At 67.6% G+C, this 16,729-nt stretch carries 12 protein-coding genes and 1 pseudogene; 10 read left to right on the forward strand and 3 right to left on the reverse strand.

Annotated features, from left to right (window positions below):
- Window positions 1-11 precede the first annotated feature (11 nt).
- The 10 genes from ACFVYC_RS13620 to ACFVYC_RS13665 all read left to right on the forward strand — a co-directional run bounded on the left by ACFVYC_RS13620 (window position 12) and on the right by ACFVYC_RS13665 (window position 14,770).
- On the forward strand, window positions 12-1,130 hold the full coding sequence (locus ACFVYC_RS13620; protein WP_387550765.1) for a hypothetical protein: 1,119 nt from the start codon (window positions 12-14) through the stop codon (window positions 1,128-1,130).
- Complete coding sequence (locus ACFVYC_RS13625; protein ID WP_387550768.1) at window positions 1,127-2,080, forward strand: NAD-dependent epimerase/dehydratase family protein; 954 nt, start codon at window positions 1,127-1,129, stop codon at window positions 2,078-2,080. Before ACFVYC_RS13620 ends, ACFVYC_RS13625 begins: the two co-directional genes overlap by 4 nt.
- Window positions 2,077-2,322 (forward strand): acyl carrier protein, encoded by a 246-nt coding sequence (locus ACFVYC_RS13630; protein WP_387550771.1) that lies wholly within the window; start codon window positions 2,077-2,079, stop codon window positions 2,320-2,322. Before ACFVYC_RS13625 ends, ACFVYC_RS13630 begins: the two co-directional genes overlap by 4 nt.
- On the forward strand, window positions 2,319-5,384 hold the full coding sequence (locus ACFVYC_RS13635) for a type I polyketide synthase (protein WP_387550774.1): 3,066 nt from the start codon (window positions 2,319-2,321) through the stop codon (window positions 5,382-5,384). Before ACFVYC_RS13630 ends, ACFVYC_RS13635 begins: the two co-directional genes overlap by 4 nt.
- On the forward strand, window positions 5,374-8,007 hold the full coding sequence (locus ACFVYC_RS13640) for an aminotransferase class III-fold pyridoxal phosphate-dependent enzyme (RefSeq protein WP_387550777.1): 2,634 nt from the start codon (window positions 5,374-5,376) through the stop codon (window positions 8,005-8,007). Before ACFVYC_RS13635 ends, ACFVYC_RS13640 begins: the two co-directional genes overlap by 11 nt.
- Complete coding sequence (locus tag ACFVYC_RS13645) at window positions 8,004-9,110, forward strand: fatty acid desaturase (protein WP_387550780.1); 1,107 nt, start codon at window positions 8,004-8,006, stop codon at window positions 9,108-9,110. Before ACFVYC_RS13640 ends, ACFVYC_RS13645 begins: the two co-directional genes overlap by 4 nt.
- Window positions 9,107-10,504 carry a cytochrome P450 gene (locus ACFVYC_RS13650; RefSeq protein ID WP_387550783.1) on the forward strand — a complete coding sequence of 466 codons (1,398 nt, stop codon included), beginning with the start codon at window positions 9,107-9,109 and terminating at the stop codon, window positions 10,502-10,504. Before ACFVYC_RS13645 ends, ACFVYC_RS13650 begins: the two co-directional genes overlap by 4 nt.
- Window positions 10,501-12,222 (forward strand): fatty acyl-AMP ligase, encoded by a 1,722-nt coding sequence (locus ACFVYC_RS13655; protein ID WP_387550786.1) that lies wholly within the window; start codon window positions 10,501-10,503, stop codon window positions 12,220-12,222. Before ACFVYC_RS13650 ends, ACFVYC_RS13655 begins: the two co-directional genes overlap by 4 nt.
- Before the next feature lie 71 nt (window positions 12,223-12,293).
- Entirely contained in the window at window positions 12,294-13,193 is a 900-nt protein-coding gene (locus ACFVYC_RS13660) for an ABC transporter ATP-binding protein (RefSeq protein ID WP_387550816.1), read from the forward strand.
- The gene (locus ACFVYC_RS13665; protein WP_387550789.1) at window positions 13,190-14,770 is read left to right on the forward strand and encodes an ABC transporter permease; all 1,581 of its coding nucleotides are present in this window, start codon (window positions 13,190-13,192) and stop codon (window positions 14,768-14,770) included. The genes ACFVYC_RS13660 and ACFVYC_RS13665 overlap by 4 nt, the downstream gene beginning before the upstream one ends.
- Before the next feature lie 359 nt (window positions 14,771-15,129).
- On the opposite strand, the gene ACFVYC_RS13670 is transcribed toward ACFVYC_RS13665, so the two are convergent.
- The 3 genes and pseudogenes from ACFVYC_RS13670 to ACFVYC_RS13680 form a co-directional block, all read right to left on the reverse strand.
- A complete protein-coding gene (locus ACFVYC_RS13670) occupies window positions 15,130-15,390 on the reverse strand; it encodes a hypothetical protein (RefSeq protein ID WP_387550792.1) in 261 nt (86 codons plus the stop codon).
- A gap of 150 nt (window positions 15,391-15,540) precedes the next feature.
- Window positions 15,541-16,134: a hypothetical protein gene (locus tag ACFVYC_RS13675; RefSeq protein WP_387550795.1), complete on the reverse strand. Its 594-nt coding sequence runs from the start codon at window positions 16,132-16,134 to the stop codon at window positions 15,541-15,543.
- A 379-nt stretch (window positions 16,135-16,513) separates the two neighbouring features.
- Window positions 16,514-16,729 (reverse strand): annotated as a pseudogene (locus ACFVYC_RS13680) (carbohydrate ABC transporter permease); the annotation flags it as partial.

Genomic DNA, 16,729 nt, shown 5'->3' on the forward strand with positions numbered 1-16,729 from the left:
GGATCTGTGCGGTGACCACCGCCGCCGAGACCCGTCGTTGGGCCCTCCTGCCCGAGCGCCTGCATGCGAACAAGCCCGGATTTGTTCCCGCACTGCGCTCCACCACGCTCGCGGCGATGAATCCGCGGCGCAACCCATTTCACCGACACGCTCACATCTCCCATCTCCTCGCGGTACGCGACGGCGTCGACGTGGGCAGGGTGAGCACCACCGTGCATCCGGCCTACAACGAACGGCACGGAGCCTCTGCGGGGTTCTTCGGGTTCCTCGACGCCGTCGACGATCCGGAGGTCTACGCGGCACTGCTGGACGCCGCAGCAAACGAGGTTACCCGTCACGGCGCGACCACACTGACGGGCCCCTACAACTACTGGAGCGGCGACCAGTTCGGGGTGCTGCTCGAGGAGCACGACCGCCCGACAGCAATTTTTCAGACGTGGAACCCGGCTGAGGTCGCCGACCGGCTGGCAGAGTGCGGTTTCACCCCCCGTGATGAGATGCGCGGCTACGAGATCTCCGCCTCCCAGCGCACTGCCGTCCGAACGGAGGTGCTCGATCGCGCCGAGCGGATCTCCCAAGCTCTCGGCCTTGTCTCACGACCCATGAACCGGCGGCGCATCGACCGCGATGCCAGGCTCATCCGGGACATGTTCGCCTCGTCGTTCGCGACGAGCGCCGAGGTGCTGCCCTACCCCGACGACGTCTTCGATGACATGTTCGGGCAACTCCGCCCCCTCCTCGACCTGGACCTCGTGCGCTTCGTCGAGCGGCGCGGTGAGCCAGTCGGGTTCTCCCTCACGATCCCGGACCTCAATGAGCTCTTGGCGGTCTGGCAGGGCAGAATCTCGCCGATCGAAATGGCTCGGCTGCGCGGCCGACTGTCGCGGGTCTCGGGCGTGGTCGTGCTGCTGCTGGGAGTGGTGCCCGGCAGCCCCATGGGCATCGCGCCGGTGCTGTTCGCCGATACACTTCGAGCGGTCGAGCAAAACGGCTACGGATCGGTCCACACGACGTGGGTGCACGGCACCAACTCCGCAATGCACGGACTGCTCTCACGCTTCGCCGGCACCGGCCCGACGCGACGGTGGGCTCTGTACGACCGGCCGCTGCGGCAGGACGCTGACGCATGATCCTCGTAACCGGAGGCACGGGCTGCCTGGGCGGACACGTGCTGTCTGAATTGAGCGCCAACGCAGAGCCCGTCCGTCTCCTCGTCCACGCGGAATCCGCTGACATGACGCACCGCCCAGGGACAGAGATCGTCGCCGGAGACGTACGCGATGACCGTGCGATCGAGCGGGCGATGAAAGGGTGCCGCGCCGTCGTGCACATCGCAGGGGCCGCCGGCCTCAGCGCGACCGACGGCGTCCGGATGCGGAGCATCAACGTCGAGGGCACGCGGGTCGTCGCGGCATCCGCTCGTCGCCATGGCGCGCACATGGTGCACATGTCGTCGGCAAGTGCGGTCGGACTCGTGCGCGATCGCCTCATCGACGAGACCTGCACGGCCGATCTTCCCCGCCATCCCTACCCCCGGTCAAAACGCGCGGGAGAGCGGGCTGTCCTCGAAGAGGCGGCGCGCGGACTGTCGGCCGTAATTTTGAACCCCGGCGCCGTCCTCGCGACCGGCGGAGCCGCCGCCAACACGTGGTCGGGCATGGCCATCGCGGTGCGCCGCGGCGCCTTCCCGCTCGCCCCTCCGGGAGGATTCGGATTCGTGTCACGGCAGACGCTTGTCGCAGGTGTTCGTGCCGCCATCGAGGGGGCCGGCGGGACGACCGCCGAACGGTTCCTGCTCGTCGACGAGAACCTCTCGCACTACGACCTGATCCGCCGTATCGCCGCCCGCGTAGAAGTTCGCGGCCCGCGGGGCACAGTGCCCGCACCGCTGCTAACGGCAGCTTGTGCGGTGGGAGGCGTGACCGGGCCATCAGCGAGCGGGCTCCTGCACCCGGACAATTTGCCGTTCCTCGCATGGCGGGTCACCTACGACGGGTCGCGCGCCCGCCGGGTGCTCGGCGTCCCGCACACGCCCATTGATTACGCGATCGAAGAACTCACCGCCCAGGAGGCCGCATGAGCACCACTACATCCCACGCCGCACAGGTTGCTTGGCTCACGATGCGAGTCGCCGGGATGCTCGAAGTCGACCCCGCCGATCTTGATGCTGACCTTCCCTTGGCAGAGCTGGGCCTTTCGTCGCTGCAGGCCGTCGAACTCGCGGGGGATCTCGAGGATCGCCTCGGTCGCGCGGTGGATCCCACCGTCGTCTACGACCACCCCACGATCGCTGAGCTCGCCGACTTCGCCGTGTCCACATGACGAGGTCGGACGCGGGCGATGTCTCCATCGCAGGGCTGGGTATCCGCCTCGCACCTGACATCGACGAGCCCGCTCAGCTGTGGAAGACACTCACGGCCGGGCAATCGGTCTCGGGCAGAGTAATCTCCGGCGTGGAGGGGCGCCGCGTCGCGGCGCCCGCGCGCAACGGCGAGCCCGGCGGCCTCCGCCATGGCATCGACCAGTTCGACCCGGCGCCCTTCGGGATCGGCCGCGCCGAGGCGACGGACATCGACCCGCAGCAGCGGCTAGTGCTCGAGGCCACATGGGACAGCCTCGCTGATGGTGAGATCGGCTGGCACGGTCTGCGCGGCCGCTCGGTCGGCGTTTTCGCCGGGGCGTACGCCCAGGACTGGCTCTTTACACAAGCACGCGGCGGGGCACCCTTCAGTGGGTACGCTGGAACAGGCACCGCGCATTCGATGCTCGCCAACCGTCTTTCCTACCTGTTGGACGTGCATGGCCCGTCGCTCACCGTCGATACCGCCTGCTCCTCTTCTCTGACGGCGCTTCACCTTGCCGTCGGTGCGCTGCGCCGCGGCGAATGCGAGTTCGCCCTCGTGACGGCCGTCGCGCTGGGCTTCGACGAGACCTACCGGTCGATGACGGCATCGTCGCTGCCCTTCTCCCCCACCGCTGTGTGCCGTCCTTTCGACGCCGCCGCCGACGGGATCATCCGCGGCGAGGGCGCCGTGACACTGCTGCTCGAACTTGACCGTCCCGGCCGCCGTCCCAGCCGCCGTCCCAGCCGGGCGAAGATCCTGGGCAGCGCCGTCAACCACGACGGCCGCACAAACGGTATGACGGCGCCGAGCGCAGCGGCGCAGACGCGGCTCCTGCGCTCAGCACTAGCGGACGCCCGGGTGTCGGCCAGTCAGGTCGACTATCTCGAAGCCCACGGAACCGGCACGATCCTAGGTGATCCCATCGAGACCAAGGCGATCGCCGCGGTCTACGGCGAACGCGACACACCGCTGCTCATCGGATCCGTGAAGGGCACTCTCGGCCACCTGGAGGCCGCGGCCGGACTCGCCGGACTCGCCGCCGCCATCCTCTCGTTGCAGCACGGCGAGGTCCCTGGTCAGGTCGGGTTCGAGAACGCCAACCCAGCACTCAATCTCGCCGACGGCTCCCTCGCGGTCGCACGGCACGGGGACACGCTTCGCGCGGACGGCCTCGTCGCAGTGAGCTCTTTCGGATTCGGCGGATCCAACGCACATGTCGTGCTGGGGCCGGGGACGCGCCACGCCACTATCAACGCCGATGACCCATCCGCGGTGCACGTGCTCGCGCTGTCGGCCGCTGATGCCGAGAGCCTGAGTGCTCGCCGGGAGTCCGCTCGCCTGCGCCTCGCAGACCCGGGGGCCCACCGCGCCGGGATCCTCTCCCGCACGACGCGCGGGATGACCCCGCAGCGGCATCGGTACGCATGGTCGGCGTCATCTCCCGACGAACTCGCGGAGGCAGTTCAGGTCCAGGCTGGTGGCCTCGGCGGGGGCCGGGTCTCGGCATCAGCCCGCGCAGGCGCCGTCTGGGTGTTCAGCGGACAAGGTTCCAACTGGCAGGGGATGGCCGATGAACTCCGAAGGGTGCCCCGGCTTCAGGCGTCGTGGGATCGCTGGGAGCACGAGGTCACGGCCGCCACCGGATGGTCGCTGCGGGAGCGCCTCGCCGCCGTCGACACCGGAACCACGACGCACGATCAGGTGACTATCGCGGCGGTGCAGCTGGCCCTCAGCGAGCTGCTGATGTCGTGGCAGCACCGACCCGCTGCGGTAATAGGGCACAGTATGGGCGAAGTCACGGCCGCAGTCGTCGCCGGTGCGCTCACCAGCGCCGAGGCGTTCGCGATTCTCGCCCAGCGCGGCCGCTGGATCGAGTCCGCGGCGGAGGGCGGCCGCATGGTATCGGTGGCACTGCCAGCCGCCGAGCTGGCCGCGCGGCTCCAAACCACCGAAGCGGTCGGGGTCGCAGCCATTAACGGACCGCGCTCCACAGTGCTCAGTGGCGCGGCGGAGGACGTCACGGCTCTCGCCGTCGAGCTGGTGGCCGAAGGCATCCCGGTACGCGAAATCGCCGTCACCTACGGCTTCCACAGTCCGCTCCTGGACGCCGTGGCGCGGTCCGAGCGCACCATATCTCCATCGGCCCTCGCCGGCGGCGTGCCGCAGTTCTCCACCGTAACGGCTGCCCGGCTGGACCTCGAACGGGAGCCCGATTACTGGTGGCGCAACGTCCGCGAACCGGTGCAATTCCTCGCAGCACTAACAGCCGCCCTTACCGAAACAGGCAGCCGTTGTGTAGTTGAGATCGCCCCGCACCCGGTGCTCCAGCATGACATCGAGGCCGTTGCCGCGGAGGTGCTGCCGGCCGAGCCGGTATTGGTGCTCGCCGCCGCGCGTCGGCGGACACCCCTGCAGCACACTCTCGGCGCACTCGCCGCCGGCTTATTCCGGCACGGCCTCGATCTCGATCTCAAAGCTCTCGCGCCGCCCGCGACCGACGGCTGGGCGGAGCCCGTACCTTACGCCTGGCAGCGGCGACGCTTCTGGCGCGAGGCATCGAGCAGTGCAGCGATCGCGCCCGGCTCCCGTCCGGCGACCGCACAGGTCGACCACTGCCCATCCCCCGGTTACCCGGCGGAAAAGGTGGGGCCTGCGGCATCAGAGATCACCGCACACGTCTGTGAACTCGTCTCAACCGCGCTGGATGATCAGCCCGCCGTCTCCCCCGACGTGCCGCTGGGTGAATGGGAGCTTGAATCATTAGCCGTGGTCACCCTCCGCAATGCCGTCGAACAACGGTTCGGCATCACCATCCCGCTGCCGCTGTTGCTGGACGGACCAACGCCACGCGCGCTCGGACTCGCATTGGCTCCCGACCGGATCGCTGCGGCGGCTGCCAATGTCGAAGCGGTGAGCACCGAGGATCCGCTGGACGCGCTCACGGATGCGGAGCTCGTGGACCTGCTGGCAGCGCTGGAGACCACCGCACCGCCCACACCCGATGACACCACCCGCCTAGGAGCCCCCGATGTCCATTGACCTCCCCCCAGGCGCGTCCGCCTTGCCGCTGGACACCGTCGACCGCGCCGCACTGGCCGAACTGGTACGCCGCAAGCTCGCGGCTCGCGAGGCCTCCGCACCTTTCATCGCCGAGCCGATTACCGGAGCGGAGGGCTACCGGCGGCATGTCGCGCCGGAGCTGAGCCGCATCCTGGGAGCGCTGAACCTGGACCGCTCGTACCGGCGCGGGGAGGGGCTGCGACTGACAGACGCTAACGGCAAGGTATGCCTCGATTTCGCCGGCGCGTACGGCGCGTTGCCGTTCGGTCACAATGATCCGGCCATGTGGGCCGCTGTCGCACAGGTGCCGGTGGAGGCACCCCCCGGATTCATCCAGCCGTCTGTGATGGAGGCGGCAGGTGAACTGGCCGCTCGACTGGTCGCGATCGCACCATCGGGTCTGGATCGCGTCACCTTCGCCAACAGTGGCGCGGAGTCGGTAGAAGCCGCGCTGAAGCTCGCCCGGTCGGCAACAGGACGCCTTGGCATCCTCGCCACCCACGGGGGCTTCCACGGCAAGACGCTCGGTGCTCTTTCCGCGACCGGACGCCCCGATTATCAATCGGACTTCGGCGCACCTGCCGACGGTTTCGCGTGGGTGCCCTTCGATAACCTCGATGCGGTCCGGGACGCGCTGTCCGCGGCGCCGGGGCACTTCGCCGCCGTGATCGTCGAGCCGATTCAAGGCGAGGGCGGCGTGATCGTACCGGCACCGGGCTACCTCCGAGGACTGCGGAAGCTGTGCGACGAGCACGGCGCACTGCTCATCGTCGATGAAGTGCAGACCGGCCTCGGCCGCACGGGATCCCTGTTCGCCTCGGAAGAAGAGGCGTCGCCCGACATCGTCACGGTCGCCAAGGCGCTCGGTGGCGGCCTGCTGCCAATCGGCGCGGTGCTGAGCCGTTCCGCCGTGCATTCCGAATCGTTCGCCCTGAGACACACCTCGACCTTCGCCGGAGGCACCCTCGCCTGCCGCGTCGGCCTGGCGGTGCTGGATCGGCTGGCGCAGCCGCAGCTGCTGACGGGAGTCGCCCAGCGCAGCGCACAACTGCTGGCCGGCCTGCGAGACATCGCACGGCGGTACCCTGCCGTCGTCACCGACGTCCGCGGACGCGGACTGCTGCTCGGCGTGGAGCTGTCGGGCAACCTCGACCTCACCGGTGATCAGGGTCTGCTCGGCTCGTTGGCCGAAGGCGGCAATCTTGCCATGGCGGTGTGCAGCTACCTGCTCGAAGTGGAGGGCTTGCGCCTGGCCCCCACGCTGTTCGGCAACACCGTGCTGCGGGTCGAGCCCCCTCTCACCGTCACGGCCGACGAATGCGACGTGCTGCTGGCGGGGATGGAGCGCGCTGTCGCCATCGTCGCCGCAGGCGACACGGCCGCGCTGCTCGGCCACCTGCTGGGGTCCCCTCCCGGAGGGCCGGTCGACAGGCGCGCATCCGGAATTGCCGCCCGCACTCCGTCGCGGACCCCCGAACCAGGACGCACTCGCTTCGCCTTCGTGGTGCACCCGCTCGATCCGGGAAGTTTGGCCGACTTCGACCCCTCCCTTGAGAGATTTACCGATGCGCAGCACATCGAACTGCTGGAGCGTTTCGATCGCGCCTCCTCGCTGCTGAACCCCGCACCCTTCTTGGTCGGCAGTGGCACCGTGGGCGCGGACACTATCGTGCACGGCGAGCTCATCGGCGTTCCTTACACCGCCGAGCAGCTGTTATCGCTTCCGACCGAGCGCGCCTGTGCGGTGATCAGCGACGCAGTCGAACTCGCTACCGAGCGCGGCGCCGAGATCGTTGGACTCGGGGCGTACACGTCCATCGTCACGAGCAATGCAGTAGGCCTCCGCGACCAGCCTGTACCGGTGACGACAGGAAACGCATTCACTGCCGCGGCGAGCGTGCGCGCCGTGCTCGCCGCGGCGGCGGACCGCGGCGTTACGCTTCCGGATTCCACGGTCGCGATCGTCGGCGCCGGTGGAGCAATCGGGCGGGCAATCGCGGTTGCCCTAGCCGGTCGTGTGGGCCGTCTGCTCCTCATCGGGCGCCCGGGCAGCCGCAGCGCGCGCCTGACCGACGCCGTCGACGCCGTCCGCACGGTACTGGGAGATCCCCTTCCGCGTGTCGGCGAAGCGTGGACCAACACGGCCGTCGAAACCGGTGACAACGCGCCCGCGGCGGCACGTCGGGCCAACATCGTCATCACGGCCAGCTCAACGCCGCACGCCCTGCTCGGTGCCGACGACTTCCTCGCCGATGCCATCGTGTGTGACGTCGCTCAGCCGCGGAACCTCCCGGCGACTCTGCCCCGCGATCGACCCGACCTCGCAACGTTCGCGGGCGGGATGGTGACGGTGCCGGCAGGGTCGGACTTCGACCTTCGGTACGGCCTGCCCACCGGCATCACCTACGCCTGCATGGCAGAAACCATGCTGCTCGCGCTAGCGAAGGAATCCGGCGTCGAGGACTGGCAATCGCTGGCCAGCCAGGGCGAGGCGCTCTCGCAGAAAGCGCTCGACCGCCTGGGCCTGCTCGCCGACCGCCACGGGTTTCGCCTGGCGGGTATCGACTCCCGTGAGGCAAAGGATGCGGAGCCTGCCCGATGACGACCTACGGCGATCGCTGGAAGGCCGCACAGGTCTTCGACGCCCAGCTCGCGTACGCGACGGTCAAGGACCTCCTCCGTCCGCGCATGTCGGTCTACTGGACAGACCTGATCATCTCGGCGGTTATCGGCTGGTCGGGTTTCGCTCTGGCCGTCGTCTTCACACCGGTGCACTGGCTCGGCATCATCGGCCTGGTCATCTCGGTGCTCGCGCTCTATCGCGGGGCGCTGTTTATCCACGAACTGGTGCACTTCCGCAGCAAAGCGCACACCCGCTCGTTTGGTCGCGGATGGAACACGTTGATCGGGTTCTGGCTGCTCATCCCGTACTTCATGTACGAGGGACACGCCGAGCACCACAGCAAACGCCTCTATGGCACCGCGTTCGACGCCGAGTACTTGCCTTTCGCACGGCTGTCACGGCGGGAGATGGTCAAGGTGGCCGTCGCAGCAGTTGCGCTGCCGCTGTTCGGACCCATCCGCTTCGGCATCCTGGCACCGGTGTCATGGCTGGTGCCGGGCACCCGGGAGCGGGTCTACGCCCGCGCGTCAACAATCAAGATCGATCTGGAGTACCGAGGGCATCCGCCGAAGAAGTCGCAGCGGCTCTCGTGGTTCCTGCAGGAACTCGCCTGCTTCGCGCTCGTGTGGACGGTCGGCGTCCTCATCGTTCTCGGACACCTCCCGGTCCTGCTGCTCCTGTGCTGGTACCTGCTGTTCGTCGGCGTCGTCTCGCTCAACACCATGCGCCTGCTGGGCGCCCACCGGTACCTGGGCAACGACTCGGACGCGAACATCGTGCTGCAAATGATCGACACCATCAACTACCCGTCATCGCGCATAGCGGGATTCTTCTGGGGACCAATCGGTTTGCGGCTGCACGCGCTCCATCACCTGGTCCCGTCGCTGCCCTACCACTCGTTCGGCAAGGCGCATGCCCGGCTCGTGGCCGTGCTGCCGCCGGACTCCGCGTACCGCCTCACCGAGAGCCCCGGCCTGGTCGCGGCCGTCATCGGCTTGTGGCGCGCACCCCGCCCCCTCCCAGGCGAGAACCCCTTCACCGAAACCGTCAGCCTGCACGACGCCCGAAAGGACGCCCTATGACCGTCGAGACCTTGGCAGCCCCGCCGCCGCAGCTGCGCACGCGCAGTCCGCTCGGCGCGCTCCCGGCGATGCGCCGCGATCCCCTTCACCTGTTCGAGTCGCTCGCCCGTGAGCACGGTCCCGTGGCGGCCTTCCGCCTCGGCCCGCAGCCTGCCATCGTGGTGTCTGGCCCCGAGGCCGTCCGTGAGGTGCTGGTCTCGCGGGCTGACGACTTCGACAAGGGCGACATCCAGCGTCGAGCCTTCACCCCTGCGCTGCGGAACGGACTGCTGATCGCGGAGGGCGACCTGCACAAGGTCCAGCGCAAGCTCCTCGTACCGCACTTCCAAGCGCGACGGATTTCGAACTACGTAGACATATTCGCCCGCGAGGCACAGCGCCACGCCGACCGCCTCGAAGACGGCAGCGAGGTAGACCTGCTCGCGGTCATGGGTGCCATCACGCGCGACGTGATCGGCCATCTCCTGTGGAGCAGGTCACTGCAGGAAGAGGCGGAACTCGCCGCCGCCGTCACCCGCGTGTTTGAGTGGGAGATGCGGGCACTGTTCGCCGTGGTGCCGATCCCGCTGGGCGTCCCGACACCGTCCAACCGGCAGATGAATAGCGACCTGGGCTGGGTTCGCAGCCGCATCCAGGCGATTGTCGACGCTCGCCGGACCGAGAGCGGGGAGCACGCCGACCTGCTCGACGCCCTGCTGCAGGCCCGCTACGACGACGGCAGCGCAATGTCAGACGAACAGTTGCTGGACGAGCTGATCACCCTGTGGGGGGCGGCACACGAGACGTCCGCTGACGCCCAGTTCTGGACTGCAGCGTTGCTGGCCAAGCACCCTGAGGTGCGCGACGCTGTTGCCGCGGAGGCGGACCGCGTGCTCGGCGACCGGCTTCCGACCGGTGAGGACCTGGTCCAACTGCCGCTGGCGATGGCGGCGTTCAAGGAAGCGATGCGTCTGTATCCGCCCGCCGCGTCGCTGATGCGCGCAGCCGTGCGCGACACGACTGTCGGCGGATACCGCATCCGCAAGGGCACGATCGTGTTCATCTCCACGTATTCAATGCACCGCGATCCGGCGCTGTATCCGGACCCGGAGCGATTCGATCCGGCGCGTTTCCTCGCCGGATTCGACCACAACGGCAGGCCATCAGCCGCGCCGGCTGAGCGCAACGGATTCGGCTACCTACCGTTCGGGGCCGGCAGGCACGTATGCATCGGATCGACGCTCGCGCTGACCGAGGGGCAGGTCTTCACTGCAGTCCTCGCCCGCCGCCTGCGTTTCGACATTGTCGACGACGGGCCCATCGAGGCGCAGCTGCTGATCAACCTGCGCCCGCGTGGGACAGTGCACGCAACAGTGAGCCGTCGCGTGCCCGCACGAGCGGAGAACGTGGCATGAGCGTCCAGACCGATCTCCCATGCCGGCAGTCCGAGCTCTCCGATGCCGTGGCGCACTGGGCCGCCGAAGACGGAGCGCGCCCGGCACTCACCTTCCTGACCTACAGTGGCCGCCAGCGCAGCGAGCAGACCCTCAGCTACGCCGATCTGGACCGGTCCGCGCGGGCCTGGGCTGCTCGCCTCGCCCCGCTCACGGCTCCCGGGGACCGCGTTGCGTTGATGCTGGGGCAGAGCCTTGACTACATCGAGGCGTTCCTCGGTTGCCTTTACGCCGGTCGCGTTGCAGTGCCTTTGTACGCCCCGGATGCCCGCCGCTCCGACGAACGGCTCGTGGCGGTGCTCGCAGATGCCCGTCCTACAGCGGTGATCACGGCAGAGGACGCGGCAGCCGACGTTGATGAACTGGTGGCGGGCACCGGCGTCCGTGTGCTTCTCGCGGACGGTAGCGGACCGCCCGCTGATGGGTTCCCTGCGGCGTTCACCCCGGTGCGCGGGGACGGGACTGCCTACTTGCAGTACACGTCCGGTTCGACCCGCAGTCCCGCCGGGGTGCAGGTTACCGCGCGCAATCTCGCGGCGGCCATGACACAGTTGCGCGAGTCGCTGCCGATGGCCGAGGGGCCGATGGTGAGCTGGCTGCCCTACTTCCACGACATGGGCCTCGTCTACGGCGTCTGTGCAGTGCTGCAGGGTGGCGGACACTGCTGGTCGATGAGCCCGATGTCGTTTGTCCAGCGCCCGTCACGCTTTTTGCAGGCTCTCAGCGACGCACGCGCGGCACTGACGATTGTGCCGAACTTCGCCGTGGATCTTTGTGTGCGGCGCGTGCCGCAGGCCGAGCGGGAAGGCCTGGACCTGTCCGGGCTGCGCGCGTTCGGCAACGGCTCCGAACCGATCCGTGCGTCCTCCATGACAGAATTCAGCGAAGCCTACGCACCACACGGCTTCGACCCGCTCGCCCACCAGCCCGGATACGGGCTGGCAGAGGCGACACTCATGGTCACCGCGCACCAGTACGGCAGCCCCTTGAGCGTTGCGCGTCTCTTGCGCGGGCCGCTGGCCGAGGGCGTCGCAGTCCCGGCGAGTGCGGACGCGCCTGCCGGGGACGTGTCGGAAGTGGTTTCGTGCGGGGTGCCCGTCGATCAAGCCGTGCGCATCGTCGATCCGGCGTCCCTCGCCGCGGTGTCCGACGGGATCGTCGGAGAGGTATGGGTCCAAGGCGATAACGTGTGCCGCGGCTACGCCGGGCGGGCCGAGCTGACCGCAGAGATCTTCGGCGGCAGGCTCCGTGACAGCCCCGACGCCGGTACCTGGCTGCGGACAGGCGACCTCGGCTTCCTCAGCGAGGGTGAACTGTTCCTGGTCGGTCGCCTCAAGGACCTCATCATCATCGCGGGAAAGAACCACTACCCGGCCGACGTGGAAGCGACGGTATCGGATGCTGTCGCAGAGATACGCGCGGGAGGGGTCGTAGCGATGCCCACCCGCGGCGATGGGCCCGAGGGCCTGGTTGTCGTGGCCGAAATTGAAGCCAGGTCCCTGGCCGGTCTCGACCACGCACGAACCGCGCTGGCCGTGCGTGCGGCGGTGGCCGCGGTGCACGCGATCACCCCGACTGACATTGTCCTGGTTCGTTCCGGAACCATCCCCCGCACCACAAGCGGAAAACTGCAACGCCGGGCTTGCTCGGCACGATACGAGGCCGGTGAGTTTCAATAGCACACGCAACACAGACCCCATCCACCCGTCGGGCCGCGCGCACGAGCGCGGGGAGCGAGGAGGAAGCCGCGATATCCCTCAGAGGACTGACGAAGCAGTTCGGACGCTTCCGCGCCCTCGACGGGCTCGACCTGACGGTTCAGGCAGGTGAGACGCACGGTTTCCTTGGACCGAACGGTGCAGGCAAGTCGACGACCATCAAGATCTTGTTCGGCCTTCTGACAAAGACGGGTGGATCGGCGACCGTGCTCGGCGGTGATCCACGGCGCGACGCCGTGGCGCTCCACCGGCGGATGGCGTACGTGCCCGGCGATGTGATGCTGTGGCCGTCCCTCACGGGAGGCGAGTGCATCGACCTGCTGACCCGAATGCGCGGAGCGCGTGCCTCGCGCGCACGCCGCGACGAGCTCATCGAGCGCCTCGACCTGGACCCCCGCAAGCGCGCGAAGGCGTATTCGAAAGGCAACAGGCAGAAGGTCGCGCTCGTAGCGGCTTTCGCGACGCCGAGCGACTTGCTCGTGCTAGACGAGCCGACGTCGGGCCTGGACCCGCTCATGGAGGTGGTGTTCCAGCAACTCGTGCAGGAGGCTTCGGCCCAGGGCGCCACCGTGCTGCTGTCCAGCCACATCCTCGCGGAGGTGGAGGCCCTGTGTGACCGCCTCACCATCATCCGCAACGGAAAGGCGGTCAGCACCGGAACCCTCGACGAGATGCGCGAGCGGACCGTGTCGAAGGTCGTGGCCACAACCGAGCACAACGTGGTGGGGCTCGCCTCGATCGAAGGGGTCCACGGTCCCCTGCTCCAGGGCCGTCACGTCGAGTTCAGCGTTGGACCCTCCGGTCTCGCTGCTGCGCTGGCGCTGGTGACTGCGGCAGGACCGACGAGTCTCGTCAGTCAGCCCCCGACCCTGGAGGAACTGTTCCTACAGCACTACGAGCTCCAGGAACCGGCTGCGGCGGTCTCACGATGACCACTTTTGCAGGAACAGCCTGGCAGCTGCGCCTGACGACGCGACTCGAACGCTGGCAGGTCCTGCTATGGACGGTGGGAATCGCAGGGCTCCTCGCCGCGATCGTCGACAGCATGGCCTCGCTGTACCCCACGGTCGCCGACCGTGAACAGTACGCCGCGATCAACGACGCCAGCCCGGCACTACAGGCAATCAACGGGCCCGGGCACGCACTCGACACCCCCGGCGGGATAGTCGTGTTCGAGGTCGGTGGGTACCTTCTCGTTGCCGTAGCACTGATGGCGGTGCTCGGAATGACAAGGCTGACCCGTTCCGAGGAGGAACATGGTCGGGCCGAGTTGACACTGTCGACGGCAACCGGCACTCTGGCCCCGCTGGCCGCGGCCGTGCTCACCATGATCGCCACCTCGGCGCTTATCGGTGCAACGTGCGCCGCGGGGATGATCCTGCTCGGACTTCCCGCCGAGGGCGCGTGGTCCTACGGAGCCTCAGTTGCCGCTATCGGCGTGTTCTTTGTCGGTGTGACAGCGCTTGCCGCGCAGGTGTGCGGCACGGCTGGAGAGACGCTCGGGCTATCGGGCCTGGTCATCGCTGCCTCGTACGGCGTCCGCGCGGCAGGCGATGTGGGCGACGGTGAACTGTCGGCCTGGTCGCCGTTCGGATGGGTCCAGTACGCCGCGCCGTTTGCGGACCACCAGCGCGGTTGGCCGCTGGGCATCGCAGCCGGAGCGGGCCTGCTGCTGGTCGCTGTGGCGATGGCGGTGCGCAACAGGCGCGATCTCGGCGCGGCGCTGCTCACGCGCGGACCGGGGCGCCCTGCCGCGGGTGCGTCGCTCGTCGGCCTCCTGACGGCGACGGTGCGGGTGGCGACACCTGCCGTGGTGGGGTGGGCACTCGGGGGACTGTTCGTTGGCTCCGTGTTTGGCGTGGCCGGCGAAGAGGTCACCAAGGTGTTCGCGGCGACCCCCGAGATCGCTCTGCTGCTGGGCACCGGCCGGACTGAGGCGACGGAGGGCTACCTCCGTCTCGTCCTGCTGCTGATCGCGCTCCTCGCCACGGGGTACGCGGTCTCCGCACTCCAGCGTGTGCGCAGCACGGAACGCAACGGGCTCGGCGACCTTACCCTTGCGGCATCCGTAAGCCGCACCCGCTGGCTGCTGTCGGGCGTGTTTCCGAGCCTCCTCGGCTCGGCGGTCGTCCTCGCGGTCGGCACGGCGGCGCTCGGCGGGACCTTCGCGGCCGTGACCGACGACGCCGACTGGGTGGGGCGCGTTTTGCGCTCAGGCCTGTGGCATCTACCAGCGGTGTGGCTCGTGGCGGCGATCGCAGTGGCGCTCCTCGGTGCACTGCCGCGGTTCTTCGTTGCGGCGTGGGCTGTCCTGGCTGCCTGTGTGGTGATCGATATGCTCGGCCCCGCTTTGCAGCTGGAGGAAGGGGTGACCGATGTATCACCTTTCGCCCACGTGCCCCAACTGCCTGACGTAGAGCCGGGAATGGGAGTGTGGGTCATGGGCGCGGCTGGCCTCGCGCTGCTGCTCGTAGGCAACCTCGGCATGCGCAGGCGCGATCTAGGGTGAGCCCTTTGGGCTGTGCGTTTTGGAGTGGCGGCTCGACAGGCGCAGGCTGGTGAGCCTGCCCAGGGCGACCTGGTCGCGTCAGGACGAGGGGACAACCCGTTTCGCCAGCGGCACAGTGAGCACACCCGACACAGCACCTCCGGCACCGAATGAAGGCACTCTGGCGTTTGTTAGCAACAGGGGCAGTGGGGCGGTCAACCGCTGCTGCGTTCAGAGCGTTCCCAATCTGAACAATAGGATGCACCTTCGTCGTCGAAGGATTTACACCCCAACCTGACAGTGCAACGCCTTTGCAGCTTTACGGAAGGTCCATCATCATCCTTTGAGTAGGGCGAGTCAGAACAGCTGTCGCAGACATCTCAGGCCAAGGTATCTAGTTTCCGCTGCCGTCGGCCGCGGACCCGGAGGACCTGGGCGATGCCGGCCAGGGCCAATGGGATGGCGATAACTGCGGCTCGGTGGTGTGTCAGCCCGTAGGGGTCGTCCAGCGCCGCCCAGCAAACGAGAGCCCCTGGCAGCCCGGCGCAGATGGTCACCCAAACCTGATGGCCCCGGAGATTCGACCCGGCCGCGGCGGCGAAGGACAGCGCACAGCCGGCATGGACGTGGCGGCCGACCAATCGAAGACTCCTCCATTTCGGCAGGAGCCGGGAGCCAGATGTGCCAACCGCCACGCACGATCCCATAGGCGATCAGGATCAGCGAGGCGAGGACGAGCAGGATCCAGGCGATAGTCCTGGTCCAGCGGCTCCTGGCATTAGACGTTGTCGTCACCGGTTCGGATCATTCGGCTCAACCGCCACGGTTTTATCCCCGCACAGGAGCTGCAGCTTGTTGTCGGCAGTGTTGAGCCGACAGTTTTGGTCTTTCACCCGGGGCCATGTGGAGATTTCGGATGCTCTGCGGACCTGCTTGTAGTGGAGCCCGTCATGCTCTGTGTAGATTTCGACGATGTCGCCGTCGAAACCATCCTGGGTGATAAGCACGGACTGCCCGTCCGCCGCAGTGATTTTAGCGGTGTCCCCGATGCCAAAGGCGCTTAGAAGCGTGAAGAGGAGGATGATGCCAATGAAAGGCGACGCTGCTGCCGCGACCACCGTTGTGGTCCAACCGATGACGCGTCGTGGCACGTTCCGCGGTACGCGTCCTATCAGTGCCGGCAGCAGGAGCAGCAAACCCGAGGCTGCCAAGAAGAGGGCTGCGATCCGGAACCAGGCGGCAATGGCGTCGCCAGGGATGCCGGCGTAGAGCAGCAGGCCTTGTCTGGCGGCGGCCCAGAACGCTTCATTGATTGCTGTGTCCGCCCAAGCGCATAAGGACGCGGCGACAATGAGGGCGCTCCCCCAGATTTCGCGGCGTTTCAACCTGACTGCCTCGCTGTGGCGTCCGTGGAAAACATCAAAGCGACCGTGAGGAGGACCTCCGCGAGGATCATAGAAGTGCTCAAATTTTGCATGTGGCTGATGCTAGCGGGTAGAAAGGGGCGAGGCAGAGGACGCCTCTGCCTCGCTCGCAGCCGAAGGCCCCGGGACCGCAGCCCGTTCTTGCCCAGTTCTCACTGTCCGCTCTGTAATTGGTAGTGACTATGCGGTTGTCATTGGGGGAGTCACCACCGTCCCTGAGGACAGTACGGCGTATACGTGAAGAAATGGCGTGCAGGTGTCGAGGCCGCGGCCGGTTTTCCGTTGCCGCTCACGACCGTTGCCCCACCGTCGGGGATGCAGCTGGTCGTTCCAATCCCTGTCAAAATTTCACGCCGCCGGTGAGTCCCTGAATGAACTGCTTTTGTGCGACGAGGAAGAAGGCAAGGATGGGGATCATCGAAATGATGATGGCGGCGAAGATGACGTTCCACTGGGAAACGCTTTCACCCACAAAGTTATAGATCACTACAGGCAGTGTGACGGCGTCGGAGCCGTTGAGGAAGATCAGGCCCGTGAAGAAATCGTTCCACACTAT

Source organism: Pseudarthrobacter sp. NPDC058329 (assembly GCF_042879835.1).
Lineage (GTDB): Bacteria > Actinomycetota > Actinomycetes > Actinomycetales > Micrococcaceae > Arthrobacter.

What these genes read in the sequence shown, in the direction of transcription:
- ACFVYC_RS13625 (WP_387550768.1), top strand. Translation starts at nt 1,127, where the DNA reads ATGATCCTCGTAACCGGAGGCACGGGCTGCCTGGGCGGACACGTGCTG.
- ACFVYC_RS13630 (WP_387550771.1), top strand. Translation starts at nt 2,077, where the DNA reads ATGAGCACCACTACATCCCACGCCGCACAGGTTGCTTGGCTCACGATG.
- ACFVYC_RS13635 (WP_387550774.1), top strand. Translation starts at nt 2,319, where the DNA reads ATGACGAGGTCGGACGCGGGCGATGTCTCCATCGCAGGGCTGGGTATC.
- ACFVYC_RS13640 (WP_387550777.1), top strand. Translation starts at nt 5,374, where the DNA reads ATGTCCATTGACCTCCCCCCAGGCGCGTCCGCCTTGCCGCTGGACACC.
- ACFVYC_RS13645 (WP_387550780.1), top strand. Translation starts at nt 8,004, where the DNA reads ATGACGACCTACGGCGATCGCTGGAAGGCCGCACAGGTCTTCGACGCC.
- ACFVYC_RS13650 (WP_387550783.1), top strand. Translation starts at nt 9,107, where the DNA reads ATGACCGTCGAGACCTTGGCAGCCCCGCCGCCGCAGCTGCGCACGCGC.
- ACFVYC_RS13655 (WP_387550786.1), top strand. Translation starts at nt 10,501, where the DNA reads ATGAGCGTCCAGACCGATCTCCCATGCCGGCAGTCCGAGCTCTCCGAT.
- ACFVYC_RS13665 (WP_387550789.1), top strand. Translation starts at nt 13,190, where the DNA reads ATGACCACTTTTGCAGGAACAGCCTGGCAGCTGCGCCTGACGACGCGA.